At 50.1% G+C, this 15,644-nt stretch carries 13 protein-coding genes; 10 read left to right on the top strand and 3 right to left on the bottom strand.

Going from position 1 to position 15,644, the window contains the following annotated elements:
- The first annotated feature begins 405 nt into the window (after positions 1-405).
- The 3 genes from H8S80_RS05615 to H8S80_RS35005 all read left to right on the top strand — a co-directional run bounded on the left by H8S80_RS05615 (position 406) and on the right by H8S80_RS35005 (position 3,215).
- On the top strand, positions 406-831 hold the full coding sequence (locus H8S80_RS05615) for a hypothetical protein (protein ID WP_147338575.1): 426 nt from the start codon (positions 406-408) through the stop codon (positions 829-831).
- 24 nt (positions 832-855) lie between these two features.
- Positions 856-2,229 carry a putative bifunctional diguanylate cyclase/phosphodiesterase gene (locus H8S80_RS05620; RefSeq protein WP_117633629.1) on the top strand — a complete coding sequence of 458 codons (1,374 nt, stop codon included), beginning with the start codon at positions 856-858 and terminating at the stop codon, positions 2,227-2,229.
- A 110-nt stretch (positions 2,230-2,339) separates the two neighbouring features.
- Positions 2,340-3,215, top strand: coding sequence for an AraC family transcriptional regulator (locus tag H8S80_RS35005; protein ID WP_117633630.1), 876 nt, complete (start codon positions 2,340-2,342; stop codon positions 3,213-3,215).
- A gap of 19 nt (positions 3,216-3,234) precedes the next feature.
- On the opposite strand, the gene H8S80_RS05630 is transcribed toward H8S80_RS35005, so the two are convergent.
- The 3 genes from H8S80_RS05630 to H8S80_RS05640 all read right to left on the bottom strand — a co-directional run bounded on the left by H8S80_RS05630 (position 3,235) and on the right by H8S80_RS05640 (position 6,559).
- Positions 3,235-4,215: a helix-turn-helix domain-containing protein gene (locus H8S80_RS05630; RefSeq protein WP_002604429.1), complete on the bottom strand. Its 981-nt coding sequence runs from the start codon at positions 4,213-4,215 to the stop codon at positions 3,235-3,237.
- A 74-nt stretch (positions 4,216-4,289) separates the two neighbouring features.
- Positions 4,290-6,332 (bottom strand): ferrous iron transport protein B, encoded by a 2,043-nt coding sequence (gene feoB, locus H8S80_RS05635; RefSeq protein ID WP_117633631.1) that lies wholly within the window; start codon positions 6,330-6,332, stop codon positions 4,290-4,292.
- 2 nt (positions 6,333-6,334) lie between these two features.
- Positions 6,335-6,559: a FeoA family protein gene (locus H8S80_RS05640; protein WP_002604427.1), complete on the bottom strand. Its 225-nt coding sequence runs from the start codon at positions 6,557-6,559 to the stop codon at positions 6,335-6,337.
- Positions 6,560-6,910: 351 nt separating this feature from the next.
- Between H8S80_RS05640 and H8S80_RS05645 the strand changes: the two genes are divergently transcribed.
- The 7 genes from H8S80_RS05645 (at position 6,911) to H8S80_RS05675 (ending at position 15,602) form a co-directional block, all read left to right on the top strand.
- Positions 6,911-7,132: a cation transporter gene (locus H8S80_RS05645; protein WP_002604426.1), complete on the top strand. Its 222-nt coding sequence runs from the start codon at positions 6,911-6,913 to the stop codon at positions 7,130-7,132.
- A gap of 92 nt (positions 7,133-7,224) precedes the next feature.
- Positions 7,225-9,120, top strand: a complete 1,896-nt coding sequence (locus tag H8S80_RS05650; protein ID WP_117633632.1) for a heavy metal translocating P-type ATPase — start codon at positions 7,225-7,227, stop codon at positions 9,118-9,120.
- Positions 9,121-9,314: 194 nt separating this feature from the next.
- Positions 9,315-12,503 carry an ATP-binding protein gene (locus H8S80_RS05655; protein ID WP_117633633.1) on the top strand — a complete coding sequence of 1,063 codons (3,189 nt, stop codon included), beginning with the start codon at positions 9,315-9,317 and terminating at the stop codon, positions 12,501-12,503.
- A 96-nt stretch (positions 12,504-12,599) separates the two neighbouring features.
- The gene (locus tag H8S80_RS05660) at positions 12,600-14,009 is read left to right on the top strand and encodes a GntR family transcriptional regulator (protein ID WP_117633634.1); all 1,410 of its coding nucleotides are present in this window, start codon (positions 12,600-12,602) and stop codon (positions 14,007-14,009) included.
- A gap of 134 nt (positions 14,010-14,143) precedes the next feature.
- Positions 14,144-14,506, top strand: coding sequence for a hypothetical protein (locus H8S80_RS05665; protein WP_147338576.1), 363 nt, complete (start codon positions 14,144-14,146; stop codon positions 14,504-14,506).
- A gap of 138 nt (positions 14,507-14,644) precedes the next feature.
- Positions 14,645-15,007: a VOC family protein gene (locus H8S80_RS05670; protein WP_117633635.1), complete on the top strand. Its 363-nt coding sequence runs from the start codon at positions 14,645-14,647 to the stop codon at positions 15,005-15,007.
- 34 nt (positions 15,008-15,041) lie between these two features.
- Positions 15,042-15,602 (top strand): YdeI/OmpD-associated family protein, encoded by a 561-nt coding sequence (locus tag H8S80_RS05675; RefSeq protein ID WP_117633636.1) that lies wholly within the window; start codon positions 15,042-15,044, stop codon positions 15,600-15,602.
- Positions 15,603-15,644: the final 42 nt, after the last annotated feature.

The raw sequence follows: 15,644 nt of genomic DNA on the forward strand, positions 1-15,644 counted from the left end.
TTTTTTATACCCAAAGATGCAGACCTGTTCAAAAATAGAAAAAATTCATACAAAGAAACGCCAAAACCGACGTTTGCCGGAGTTGGCGTTTCTTAATTAGGGACTTATTTTACAGCTCCATCGGCAGTCCAAAAATCACAGAGCGCGCTCTCCATATCTGCTATTTTTCTTCCATTCAGGATAAAAATGGGTTCTATACTGCTACGCGACCAGACCGGCAAGAATCAGCGTTCTCTCCGGCCTGTTTATTGTGGGTAAAACCATAGATATGTACATTGACTCCCCTTATTTTTTGTTGTAAAATAATTAGAGTTTCATTTTTTAACTTTAATAAGGCTTTTTGATACCACAGAATAGTTATTCTGTGGTATCAGGCGGCCCATACGAATGAGAGAAGGAAATCATATGAGAGCGGTATTGATAATTGTCATTGAAAACTGCAGAAATCAGACGATAAACGGATATTTGCAGTCTTTATACCAGGAAAAATCGTTCTGCTTTCACGGGCTTGATCACATGCTGCTTCTGATGGAATACATTCTGGACAGAGAAGGAATGCCGGCGGATAGCGGAGAATTCCGTCACCTGGCAAAGATGGATCCGGTAAAAAAGAGAACGAAAATCATTTCGGACGCCGAAACGGTTCCGCGTAAAGTGAAGTTTTGCCCAATTCGAAACCGCCTGAATACCAGGGAAAATGTATTTGCTGTCACGATATATTCCAGACAGAACGCCAGCATACAGGGCATTATCAGAAACAGCAGGGGGAGTGCCTGCTTCAGAAGCGGTATGGAGGTGCTCCGCATGATCTGTGAATGCCTGCCTGCATAATTTCCCGGAACAGAGGTGACTGTGATGAAGAGAAAAAGAAAGAGAACTATGCCGGGGGGAGCCGCCGGCAGTAGAGAACGATGGATGCAGAGGAAACGGGTGCTGCCCGGCCGTATGGAATTTCTGATGCAGCACGATACGCTGACCGGCTTATACAACCGGGGCAAGATGTTTGCAGAGACGCGGCGCATGATTGACGCGTACCGGGATACACGATTCGTACTGCTGCGGTTTGATATCGACCGGTTCCGGCTGTACAATTCTGTATACGGCGAGGAGGAAGGCGATAAACTGCTTATTTTCCTGGCTGAGGTCATAAGGAAACATGCAGAACGTTTTGAAATGTGTACATACGGCAGAATCATAGCGGATACATTCTGCATCTGCCAGCCCTTTGATCCTGATATATTGGATGAGCAGATTAAGGACCTGAGAGAATACTTAAACGAATATCAGAAAGATTACCTGCTGGAACCAACGGTCGGCGCCTACGTCGTGGCGGAGCCGGACTTGTCCGTTGAGGAAATGTACGTCAGAGCCTTCATCGGAAGTAAAAAGTGCAAGCATCTGTATGCCACCTGTCTTGGATTTTATGATGAAGGGGAGAAAGAGAGGGAAGCGGAAGAGACGGCGATCATGAATGACATGCGTCGGGCGATGGAACAGGAGCAGTTTATCATGTTTTTTCAGCCCAAATTCGCCCTTTCCACAGATACGGACTTTGGCGCCGAGGCGCTGGTGCGCTGGAACCATCCGAAAGCCGGTCTGATCCCGCCAGGGAAATTTATCCCGGTATTCGAGAAAATCGGCTTTATCGTCCAGCTGGACTACTATGTGGCGGAGCATGTATGCCGGATCATCGGGAAATGGCGCCGTGATGGAAAAAATATAAATCCCGTCACCATCAACCTTTCCAGGGTCACTCTCCTTGATCCGGAACTGGTCGAGGTGCTGCGGAAGCTGACAGAGAAATATCACGTTCCCGTATCCCTGCTGAATCTGGAAATCACCGAAAGCGCCTATGCCTCCGATCCGGAGCAGATCATGGCAGCCATCCATGCGCTGCGGCGCGCCGGTTTTGTGACTATGATGGATGATTTCGGCAGCGGCTACTCCTCATTAAACATGCTGAAGGACATCGATGTGGATGTCCTCAAGGTGGATATGAATTTCCTTTCCGGAGGCATGGAGGCAGAGAAGGGGAAGATCATACTCTCATCGGTGATCCAGATGGCCGGCCGCCTTGGAATCCCGGTGATTGTGGAAGGCGTAGAAACGCAGGAACAGAGAGATTTCCTCAGTACCGTCGGATGCGATTATGTCCAGGGCTACTATTATGCGAAGCCCATGCCGCAGGAGGAATATGAGAGGAGGTATATATACCGGACGGCGGAATGATGGTAAAATAACAGGAAGGATAAATTCTCCGGGATTCCGCCTTTATACGGCAGAAACTGTCGGAAGACTGTCTGGCAGAACCTTTATAATGATGTGATGGAGGTGAGAAGATGGACTGGATACAACATTTAAATAAAGCGATAGACTATATCGAAGAAAACTTGGACGGAACTATTTCCTATCAGAAAATAGCTAAAATTGCGGGCTGTTCAGTGTACAACTTTCAACGGGTATTTTCCTATATAACGGATAAATCGCTGTCAGAATATATCCGAAGCAGGAGGCTTACTCTGGCTGCATTTGATATTTTAAATAGCAGCGATAGAATAATTGATATTGCGGTGAAATATGGATATGAATCTCAGGATTCCTTTACCCGCGCGTTTAAGAGCTTTCACGGAATTTTGCCGTCAAAAGTCAGACATGAGCCCGTCAGGCTGAAGTCCTGTCCAAAACTCTCCGTTCAAATAACAATGAGAGGAGAACATCACATGAGCTATCAGATAGAACAGTGGCCGGCCATTAAAGTCGCGGGAATCAGGAGGCGGATAAAAACGGATCAGGCTTTCGGGCAAATCCCGCAAATGTGGGATACTGCCTGGAAAGATGGAACGATGAACCTGCTGACGGATCTTTTCCGGAAGACGGATTACAGACCCGCCGGCTTTATCGGAATGTCAATTGGCGGGAAGCAGGAGAATTCCGAAGAGATGGATTATATCATAGGTGTGACAAACCATGTGGAGGCTGAAGGCTGCATACATGTTCCTGCGCCAGATGGCATGGATGAAATTCAGGTGAAATCCGCGACATGGGCAGTACTTGAGGCCAATGGCCGGCTTCCGGATGCGGTGCAGAACATATATCGGCAGTTTTATACCGAGTGGCTGCCAAATTCAGGGTATCAGCTGGAGGATCTGCCGATTATGGAGTGTTATATGCAGGAAGGGCGGCAGGAGGTCTGGATTGCAGTAAAAAAAGAGTGAAAAACAGCTGCAATGAAAATCAATCCTTCCGCTCATGCCGGCACTTCCTGCGATACTCCACCGGGGTCAGCCCATGGACTGCCTTGAATGCGGCGGAAAACTTACTCTGATTCGTATAACCCAGGGAAGCCGCGATATCGGCCACGGTGCTGCCGGTGGTCAGAAGCAGAGCGGAGGCCCGCTCCATGCGCTCCCTTCTTAAGTAGTCCTTGATGGTCGTGCTGTAGACCTGCTTGAAGTTGCTTTTCAAGGAGGTTGGGCTGATGCAGAATTCCTTTGCCAGCTGATCGATCGTTATATTTTCCTGGAGGTTCTGCGTGATCCGGCGCTGTACCTGCCGGATAATGTCGATCTGATTCTTGGTGACACGGTCCAGGGCGCGTTCCTGTTCCGGATCGATCATGCTCAGGAACAGGAGGAGTTCCAGAACCTTGATCTTATAATAATCATGGCGGAACTCCTGAGGAATCTGATACAGTTCGCCAAATATATGATCGATCTGCCGGTTGGCACGGATTGCAAGGAAGTGACTGCCGGGGCAGAATCTGTCGCCGAATTCCTGCAGCCGCAGTTTTTCATTGTCCAGAAGCGGGGGCATATGGTCTTTTAGAATCCCCAGATCCAGCACAATCGTGATCCCTAAGTAACGGCCCGTGGGAAAGTAGAGGCCGGGAGTGCCATCCTCCATGCGGGTAATACATAAATCGCCCTCGCCCAGGTAAAGGTAATCGCCGCAGAGCCACTGGCATTCTTCGCGGCCCTGGTAGCAGTAATTTATTTCAAGCAGTTCGCTCTCTGTCTTCAGGCTGCTGTCACAGTAAACCATGGAAAAGTCATTATAGATCAGTTCGATTCCCGGAAATATGGTAAATACATCCATACTTCCGGGATTTTCGCGGTTCCCATACTGGTACTGGACATGCAGATCGGAGAAAACCTGCGGGGCCAGCGGCTTTTGATTATAATAGATCTGATAGCGCGGTTTTGTTAGTTCATCCATCGGAAAGCCTCCTCGTCTGTTTACCGCTATTGTAACACAGTTGGAAGAAATATTCTGCTTCGAAATAAAAAACGTCAGATTCCGGTGAACAGAGTGACGGTCTGATAGACAAGGAACGTGAGTCCCCATGCCACAAGCAGCTGAAATGCGGCGGTCTTCCCCATGCTCCGGGCGCTTCCGGTTTCCTTTTTCACCGTCGCTAAGGTGGCGGCGCACGGGATATACAACAGGCAGAAGAGCATCATGCAGAACGCGTTCAGCGGTCCGAAGCCTATGAAAGACAGCTGGCCGTTCAGTGCAGCCATTTCTCCGGCGGTCTTCGTCCCCTGGATTCCGAAGAGGACAATAAAGCTGGAAACCACCACCTCTTTTACGGAAATACCCGCGATCAGCGCCACGACAATCTGCCAGAAGCCAAGGCCGACCGGAGCCAGCAGCGGAACCAGCAGAGAACCGAGCTTCGCCCCGAAGCTGGCCGCCATATCCGAAGTATACCCCTGTGGACCAAAGTTTAAAATAAACCAGATAATAATAGAAGCTACAAATATGGTGGTACCGGCTTTTGTCAGGTAGTCCTTTACCTTTTCCCAGACGTAGATGCACACGGTCCTGGCGCTGGGGAGCTTGTATTCCGGCAGTTCGATCAGCAGAAGATCTTCATTCTTTTTCCGGTCCATCTTATGCAGGAGAAATGCCGACGCAATCGCAACGGCGATTCCGATCAGATACATGCAGTAAGATACCAGCATGGCGTGGTCCGGGAAGAACAGTTCAGAGAACAGGAGGTAAATGGGAAGTCTCGCACTGCAGGACATAAACGGGGTGATCAGCATGATGCGGTACCGGTCTTTCGGATCCTCTAACACTCTGGACGCCATGAGGGCGGGAACGGTACACCCGAAGCCGAGCACCATGGGAATAAATGCGCGTCCGGACAAACCCAGCCGTCCCATGATTCCGTTCATGACGTAAGCGACTCGGGACATATAGCCGCTGTCCTCCAGAAATGCCAGCGCCAGAAACAGAATGAAGATATTGGGCAGAAAAGAGAGGATACCGCCCACTCCGGCCATGATTCCGTCAACAACGAGGGAAATCATCATGGGATTTGTGTGAAGAGAGGCCAGTACCGACGCCGCGGCATCAGAGCTCCATCCGACAAATGCTTCCAGATAGCCTTTCAGCCAGTCTCCAATGGTAAACGTCAAAAAAAATACCAGCGCCATAATACACAGGAAGGCCGGAATCGCCAGAAGGTTATGCAGGAGAATTCCGTCCACACGCGCGGTGAGAGCGGACTGCTTCTCTCTGTTTACCAGAACCTCCTGTATGATTTCCTCGATAAAATCATATTTCTGGTTGATGATGTCGCTCTCATAGCTACGGTCCAGGATATCAGGAAGATTCACCGGATATTTTTCTGTGATTTCCTGGTCCTGTTCCAGAAGCTTCAGGGCGTGCCAGCGATAGTTTTCCATCTGCGGGTACCGCCGTTTTAACGCCAGGGTAATCCGGTCGATCCTGTTTTCCATGTCATCACTGTAGACGACGGCATACTGTGCGTGCTTTTCGCTCCGGGACAGGGAGATATGGTGGTGGATCAGCGGATCCGTACTCCTCTGGTCTCTATGATGGGCGATGGCATGAAGAAGGATGTCGAGCCCCGTGCGCTTTTGGGCGGAGACCGGGATCACCGGAATGCCCAGCATCTCCGGGAGACGGTGCAGATCGATCTCCATGCCGCGTTTTTCCACCACATCCATCATGTTCAGCGCCAGGATCACCGGCTTTCCCAGCTCCAGAAGCTGAAGCGTTAAATAAAGGTTCCGTTCCAGCGAGGACGCATCCGCCACATCAACCACTACGTCCACGTCATCACTTAAGATATACTGGCGCGACACCTGTTCCTCCATGGTGTAGGAGGTCAGGCTGTAGGTACCCGGCAGATCCACCAGACGATAGGTATGGTTGTGATACTGCATGGCGCCCTCTACCTTTTCCACGGTGACGCCGGGCCAGTTGGCGACTTTCAGATTTGCCCCGGTAAATGCGTTGAACAGCGTTGTCTTTCCGCAGTTGGGGTTGCCGATAAAACCAACAGTCATTTCTTTTTCCATATTTAAGACACCTCCCTGACCTGAATCAGCGAAGTGATCCTGCGTCCCACTGCAAAGCGGGTGCCCCGCAGCAGAATGACAGCGGTTCCGCTTCTTTTCTTATGAATCAATGACAGCTTTGCCCCGGCAGTCATGCCGAGCGCTTCCATACGTTTTTCCAGCTTCAGCGGAAGATCAGACCGCATCACCTGGTAGGTCTGTCCAGGATTTCCGTTTTCCAATGTCATATGTATCCCTCTTTTCTGTTTGGTGTGGAATTATGTAAGCTTATTTTTATTCTGGATTTGCGTAAGCCTCTTTTCCGGTTAGCTCCTTCTAACCAACCGGATTATATCACAGAGATATTTCTTCTGTACGCTCCCAAAAGACCTGAATAGAGCCCGAATGGACAAATTGGAGAGCCATACAAATCAAGATTCAGCAAAAAAAAATCAAATGGCTCCAAAAAGACAGCATTTTGATCCAAACGGACAGAAAATGGCTCTATCCATTGACGAATCGTTTGATCTATTATAGAATACAAATGAACATATGAACAAGTATTCATATGAAACAAAAATTGAAAGGGGATATTCCTTATGAAGAAAACATTTAAGCTGTTAGATTTAGACTGTGCACACTGTGCTGCGAAGATTGAGGGCGCTGTTAAGAAGATAAGCGGAGTTACAAATGTGGAGGTCAACTTCCTGAGCCAGAAGATGGTTCTGGAGGCAGCCGATGACCGGTTCCAGGAGATTGCGGAAGAAGCCGTAAAGCTGATAAAGAAAATAGAACCGGATGTAACCGTTAAGAAGATTTAATTGAGAATCACGTGTAAGCGAGAGACAATTGCATCTATAAAAGCGCGGCGGCACAGCATATTCCCGCCGCCGCAGACGAAGAGGGAAATGATATGACAAAAAAACAGAAAAAACAGTTATACCGGATTTTAGCGGCAGCAGCGATCTATCTGATTACCATGGCCCTTCCGTTAAGTCCAACGGGGAAACTGGCCGGATTCCTGCTGTGCTATGGGGTGATTGGATGGGATATCATCTGGAAGGCGGTTACGAATATTTTACACGGCCAGGTATTCGATGAGAACTTTCTGATGACGGTGGCGACCGTGGGTGCCATGTTCTTAGGCGAATACGCGGAGGGCGTCGCGGTCATGCTGTTCTACCAGGTGGGTGAACTGTTCCAGTCCTACGCGGTCAGCAAGTCGCGCCGGTCCATATCCGGGCTGATGGATATCCGGCCGGATTACGCAAATGTGGTGAGAGAAGACGGGATCGTGTCCGTCGATCCCGATGAGGTGGCTGTCGGCGAAGTGATCGTGGTAAAGCCGGGAGAGCGAGTACCGCTCGACGGAACCATTCTGGAAGGCCGTTCAGCCCTGAACACCTCGGCCCTGACCGGGGAATCCCTGCCAAGGGAGGTGGAACCGGGAGCCGATGTGATAAGCGGCTGCATCAATCAGAGCGGTACCTTAAAAATCCTGGTATCGAAACCATACGGCGAGTCCACCGTGGCCAAAATTCTCGATCTGGTGGAAAATGCCAGCAGCAAGAAGTCGAAATCCGAGGCATTTATCACCAGATTTGCAAGATACTATACGCCGGCCGTTGTAGCTGCGGCAGTGCTTCTTGCAGTCCTTCCTCCGCTCCTGACAGGACAGCCGTTCGCGGTCTGGATTGAGCGGGCGCTGACCTTCCTGGTTATTTCATGTCCCTGTGCACTGGTTATCTCCGTACCGCTCAGTTTCTTCGGCGGAATCGGCGGCGCTTCCAAATGCGGCGTTCTGATCAAAGGCAGCAACTATCTGGAAGCGCTTGCTAGAACAGAGACGGTTGTCTTTGATAAGACGGGTACGCTGACAAAAGGCTCGTTTGCAGTCAGCGGGTGCTACCCGGAAAAGATTACGAAGGAGAAGCTTCTGGAGCTGGCCGCTTACGCGGAAAAGGATTCCAACCATCCGATCTCGAAATCCATTGTAAATGCGTATGGAAAAGAACTGAATGCCTCCAGAGTGGCTGACGTTCAGGAGATTGCCGGCCATGGAATCTCCATATCCTTAGACGGAAAGACCGTACTGGCTGGCAACAGCAAGCTGATGAATCTAAATCACATCAAATTCAAACCGGTGAGAGAGACGGGAACGGTTGTCTACGTGGCTGAGGACGGAATCAGCAGGGGAGCCATCCTGATCGAGGATGAAGTGAAGGAGGATGCGGCCTTTGCGATCCGGGAACTGAAACAGTCGGGAATCCGGAAGACTGTCATGCTGACGGGCGACGCAAAGGCCGTGGGCGAGAATGTAGCGCAGCGGCTGGGCCTGGATGAAGTGTATACAGAGCTGCTTCCCGCGGATAAGGTAAGCCATATGGAGCAGCTGCTGTCTCAGACCAGTGAAAAAGGAAAGCTGGCATTTGTGGGCGACGGCATCAACGATGCTCCGGTTCTGGCCCGTGCCGATATCGGCATTGCCATGGGCGGACTCGGCTCCGATGCGGCCATTGAAGCGGCTGATGTGGTCATTATGACAGATGAGCCGTCCAAGATCGCGGCGGCCATGAGAATATCCAGAAAGACTTTGCGCATCGTTCACCAGAATATAGTCTTTGCGCTGGGAGTCAAGGCGATCGTGCTGATCCTGGGAGCCATCGGATTTGCCAGCATGTGGGCGGCGGTATTTGCGGATGTGGGTGTCTCCGTTATTGCCATCTTAAATGCAGTCCGGGCTCTCCAGGTAACGAAAGACGACAGAGTCGGTAATGGGAAAGCGTTTCAGAAAACAGCAGAGGTATAGAGATTACAAACAAGCAGCCTGGTGATAAGCCGGGCTGTTTTTTGTAACTCCTTTTTCATACAACCAGCAAGTGTAAATAAGTTGTAATACGAGGCCGAATCTGATAAAATGAAGTACAGTATGAGGGAAGACCAGGGGACCGGAGTTGGTGAGAAAACCGCCGGGTTACTATTTGAAGCTGGGGGATAAGGCGAATGGCGGAACACTTTAGGGATATAGAGAAGATTCAGGATATACTGCATGAGGCCCAGACCGGTCTGTGGGCGATAGAATTGGAAGAGGGACGGGAACCGAGAATGTACGCGGATAAGGCCATGCTGGAGCTTCTTGGCTTTACCGGCGAGCCGTCTCCGGAGGAGTGTTACCGGGGCTGGTATGACCGGATCGATGTAGATTACTATCCCATGGTCCAGGACGTGGTCCGTCGGATGTGTGCCGATGAGAGGGCCGAGGTGGAGTATCCGTGGCACCACCCGTTATGGGGGCAGATTTATGTGCGCTGCGGCGGGATCAGAGATAAGAACTATAAAGGGGGCACCTGTCTGCTGGGATACCACCAGAATATCACCAACACGGTTATGCTGAAGCAGGAGTATGATACCATATTGGAGAAACTGAATGAGAATTTTAAGGGGATCATCCTCTGTAACCTCCATACCGGTGAATATAGAATCATAAAAGCCACTGATCAGCTGGAAGCGTTTGGCGAAGGGGCGGCGGATTTTGAGACATTTTTCCGTAACTATGCAGAACGTGAGATCGTACGGCAAAACCGTGAACTGTTTCTGAATGCCGTCAATCCCGAGTATATCCGAAAAAGATTTCATGCGGACAGTTCCGGCGTGGAAGCGATTTACAGGACGAAGGAAAAACGGTGGCGGAGAATCAAGGTGGTGCCCCTAAAGCAGTACTCCGAGGAATATCCCTGGGTTATCGCAGCCATGGAAGAGCAGGATGGCGAGATGGAAAAACGGATCGATCAGGCCAGCGCACAGGTTGCGGTGTCTCAGATTTATACGCTGCTCATCAGTGTGGACTGCGAAAAGGCAGGGTATAACTGCATTTACTATTCGGGAGAACTGTTAAAGCTTACCAGACGAGGACGGTATCCGGATTTCCGGGAGCAGGCTGTGAAAAATATGCCGGAGGAAGACCGGAGGGAGTTTGAACGCATTTTTGATGCGGAAAATTATGGCGCCGGTGAATACAGGGAAGGTATGCTGCACATGTACGATCAGGAGGGCAGACTGCATGCTTACAGCTATTATTCCGCCCTCATCAGTCAGAATTATGAAGACAGGATTCTTCTGACCGTGAGAAATGTGGATGATAAGTATGAGATTCAGAGACGGGAAGCCATCCTGGCCAATCTGTGCGAGTGCTACTATTCCATCTACCTGTTCGACTATGTGAACAACACGGAGGAGGCGATCTGGCAGGAGGACTTCATTCAAAAAAACAGAGAGTTCCCCAAAGGGGCGCTCGATGTCTATTATGAGAAGTTTGTGAAATACTACGTCTACCCGGAAGATCAGGAGAAAATGCGCAGAGCCGAGAGTATTGATTTCCTGCGTCAGACCCTGTCGGCGGAGCAGCCAGTCTACGAAGTCGATTTCCGAAGACTCTATCCGGATTGTATCCGATGGGTCCGCGCCCGGTTCAGCATTGCGGAAATTCAGGATGGTGTTATCACCAGGGTTATTTTTGCCAACATGGACATCAACGAGCAGAAGCTGACGGAATTAAAGGAAGAGCAGCAAAAGAAACTGTATTTCGAATCTCAGAATATCATTAAGGGACTTTCCGCTTTCTACCACTCTGTTTTCTACGTGGACCTGGTGGAAGAGACCTTTCAGACCTTCGTCATCCGGGAGGATGTTGCAGAGCGGCTGAACCATTCAGATGAGTATGGGGCGCTGTTTGAAATCTACCATGAACATCTGATTCATGAGGAGGACAAGGAACGTTTTAAGCAGGAAATGTGTCTGACGGCGATTAAGAAACGGGTGCAGGAAGGCGAGACGATCTATAATTTGGAGTATCGCAGGGATTACAGCGGTTACTATGGCTGGATGCGGATTCACATCATCCTGGCAGAGAGCAGGAACGGGGCTCCGATCAAGATTATTTTAGCCTCTCACAATGTTGAGAAGGAAAAGGAGCAGGAGGCGCAGAGCCAGCAGGCGCTGTTTGCAGCGTATGAGGCAGCCAGGAATGCCAACGAGGCCAAGAGTAATTTCATGGCGCAGATGTCTCATGATATCCGGACACCGATGAACGCCATAATCGGAATGACGGCGATCGCCATGGGACAGGCAGATCATAAAGAACGCGTGAAGGACTGTCTTCAGAAAATCAGTCTTTCCAGCAGCCATCTGCTGCATCTGATTAACGAGGTCCTGGATATGTCCAAGATCGAGAGAGGGCAGATCACGCTGACCGAAGCGCCGTTTTCTTTAAAAGGCCTGTTCCACGAGATCGGCAGCATCGTCTATAATGAATCGATGGAAAAGGGACAGACCCTGCATTTCCTGACAGATGATATCATCCATGACAATCTCCTGGGAGATGCCGGCAAGATCCGCCAGGTCCTGATCAATCTCATCAACAATGCCATCAAATATACTCCCCACGGAGGCACAATTACTGTCACTTCCAAGGAGATGATGTCGGGAATTCCGGGGGTGGGAGGCTTTGTATTTACGGTTGAGGACAATGGGATCGGCATCAGCGAGGAGTTCCTGGATCATATATTTGTTCCGTTTGCCCGGGAGGAGAACTGCCATGTGAGAAAGGTTCAGGGCACTGGTCTTGGTATGTCCATCTCTCACGGCATCGTGACGGCCATGCAGGGAAGTATCCGGGTGGAAAGCAAACAGGGCGCGGGCAGCCGCTTTATTGTCACACTTACCATCAGGACCTTGGAAGAGGAAGACGACGAGGCGGCAGTCCTGCGGGCACTTTCAGGCAATACCGGGAGAAAGCTGGAGACGTGTCTCCAGGGACTGCGGCTTCTGCTGGTGGAAGATAATGAACTGAATATGGAAATCGCGGAGACGCTGCTTCGGGACGCGGGCTTTATCGTGGACAGGGCGGAGAACGGGTATGAGGCGCTAAAGCTCTTTAACGACTCAGAGCCGGGGACGTACGACGCGATTCTCATGGATCTGCAGATGCCGGTGATGGACGGATATACGGCGGCTTGTGAGATCCGCGGCAGCGGCCATCCGGAGGCGGAGACTGTTCCGATCATCGCATTGACTGCCAATGCATTTGCAGAGGATATCTCGAAGGTGATGGCCGCGGGAATGAACGATCACGTCACAAAACCGATTGATTTTGACCGTCTGCTGGCAGCGCTTCAGAAATGTATATGCCGTTAAAACTCCCTTTTCTTGTGTGTTTCCCGTTCGTGTGGTATAATTGTCCGGGTATTTTATGGTTGAAGTGAACTTGACAGGGGAAAAAGGAGAAGAATTTTGGTTGAAAATGCAGATTTGATTTGCAATCTGGTTTACGATTACTATGAGACAAGAATCCTTTTGGGGGCTTGCCGATATGGGGAGAACTTACCGGCGATTCCCAGGATAGGCGGGAGTTTTCAGATGGCTCCCCGGACCGTGCGCGCTGCGCTTTCCCGGCTGGAAAAAAACGGATATATCGAGGTCAGCCCCAGAAAAACGGCAAAGGTGATCTATCAGGCCAGTGCAGACCAGATAAAAGAGAACGCCGCGCTGTATTTTGTGCCAAGATGCAGCGGGATCATAGACTTTTGTCAGGCCGGTAAGCTTCTGATTGAGCCGGTCTGGGAGTATGCACAGAAAAGCTATGACAAGGAATCCTGGGACCGGTTAAAGGAAAACATGGCAAAGCTGAAGAACGTGGATTTGTCCATATCCACCAGGATGCATATTCAGGTTTTTTCAGACCTGGGAAATAAACTGATTTTGAATTTTTACTGGGAGCTGCTGCGCTACATTCGATTTCCGTATCTGGCCAATCACGGGATGCACGAGGAAAGAGACAGGGAACTCCTGGCTGACGGGAGGGAGCAGGAACTGGAGTTTATGAATGCGGCATTTGAAGGTGACTTTGCTGCCTGCATCAGCCAGCTTCTGGCCTTCTGCGCAGAGATGGATGGGGAGTACGGCCGGACGGAAAAGGTTCCTTTTTACTGGAACATATACTGGCAGCGGCCGCAGCTGTGCTATACCATGGCTTCGCGCATCATAACTGAGATTATAAAAGGAACGTATCCGGTGGGAGGGACTCTTCCGTCCATGCCGGTTATGTCAAAGCAGCTGAATGTATCGTACCGTACCCTTCGCCGGACTCTCTGTATTCTGGACAGCCTGAGTATTATCCGCTTACATCAGGGAAAAGTCTCGGACGTCTGCGAAGATATTGAACAGATCGATTTCCAGCGCCCGGAAGTGAAGGAAGGATTCCGGCTTTACAGGGAAAGCCTTCAGTTTATGGCATTGACGGTCCGTCCAGTCTTCCTGTATACTCTGGAGCATGTAGAGAAGGAAGATCTTGAGAAGCTGAGACATGGATTTATACAGCTGCTGAATGAGAATCAGAGCGAGCGGTGTTTTAAGCTGGCGCTGGAATTTATCGTCGAACGGTGTCCGTCAGCCGCGGTCCGGGAGTGCTATACCAGGCTGGCCGAATTCCTGGTCTGGGGATATCCGTTTGCATTATACCGGATCAGAAAGCAGCATCTCCACAAAGAATACACACAGATGGTCAGGAAATCAGCCGAATTATTGGAGAATGACGATTGGGAGGGGTATGCGGACAGCTGGAAGGCGTTGATGGAATATGAACAGAAAAGAGCGGAAAAGATACTGGCGGATTATCAGGAGCAGGGGCGCATGGTTCTATAGAACCTATGCGTCCCTGTTCGTTCTTTTACTTTTCATTTCTGCTTTTTTGCAGGAAAGACGGCCTCTTACATATTGTCCGCTACTTTGTTTTATGCTATACTCAATTTAAATACTCTGTCCATATAGGGAGCAGTGTGAACGAGCGGTGGACCGGGTGGGATAATTTTAAACTATATCAGGCGTTATCGGCCGGTTATGACAGGTGGGGAGTGATACGGCCGCTGGCCAGAGTCAGGGAGGCGGAGAAGATGGGAAATCATCAGAAAAAAGAATTATTGGAGGAACTCCGTGAAGCCGCGCACTGTGACTGTATTTCCGATCTGCGCGGTCCGGAACGATCCGTTGAACATCTGGTGAAGAGGGCAGAGGAACTGTTGAAAACGGGGGATTATGCCCTGAAGGAATGGACGGATGCGGTACAGTATATTACCGGCTGCTCCTGGAGCTTTCATGATAAAGAAGAGGCGGCTGGATACTTGAAAAGCTTTTTCAGTTGAGGTTCTTAAGCAGCCGAAAACCAGCGATAAAAGGCTGAAGACGGTTTCAAAAGAAAGTGACAGAAGCGGCCGGATACGATATAATAACAGACAGAAGCGACATCAACGTTCTGACTATATACTTTGGAGGGAAAAATCATGAAATTCATATTTGCAACGCTGCACGTTAAGAATTTGGAAGAGTCCATTCAGTTTTATGAAAACGTAGTGGGGATGAAGCTGGCACGCCGATTTCCTGGCGGCCCCCACACGGAGATCGCATTTATGGCAGATGGTCCGGCGGAGATTGAATTAATCTGTAATACGGAGGCAGAGCCTGTTGTATACGGAGAATGTCCGTCACTGGGGCTTTCCGTGGAAGATCTGGACCAGGCGATGGAGCACATGAAAAAACAGGGCGTGGAGATCGTCAGCGGACCATTCCAGCCGAACCCCAATACCCGCTTTTTTTTCATCCACGATCCGGATGGCGTGAATCTTGAGATCATCGAAAAGAAGTAGGAAGAAGCCGTTTACCAGAAGGAGAGGTTTCAATATGAACGAAGTAATGGAATTCCCAGACAGAGAACACTTCCGGAAATGGCTGGAAGCCAACTGCCTGTCGAGCGAAGGCGTGTGGCTGCTGTTTGGCAAGTCAGGCGGCCCCAAAACGGTGAAGGCGGGGGAAGCTCTCGAAGAAGCCCTTTGTTTTGGCTGGATTGATGGGCAGATGCAGAGTATCGACGATCAAACCTATAAAAAGTATTTTTCTCTGCGCAGAGCGAACTGCAAGTGGTCGGAGAAAAATAAGAAGCTGACGGAGGCCCTCGAAAAACAGGGGCTGATGACTGATTACGGCAGATTGAAAATCGAGGAGGCCAGGAAAAACGGTCAGTGGGACGCCCCTAAGCCTCAGCCGGTTACAGAGGAGCAGATTGCTTCCTTAGCGGCCGCTCTCCAGACGTTTGAACCGGCCTGTACGAATTTTCAGGCGATGTCCTTATCCGTGAAAAAGACGTATACGAAAGCATTTCTGGACCCCAAAACCGAGGAGGGGCGGGCAAAGCGTCTCTCATGGATTGTGGATCGGCTCAATAAGAATCTAAAACCGATGTGATGATCCATAACCGCTCCGGACAGGGCAGGAGTGAGGCTGAAA

Source organism: Hungatella sp. L36 (assembly GCF_014288035.1).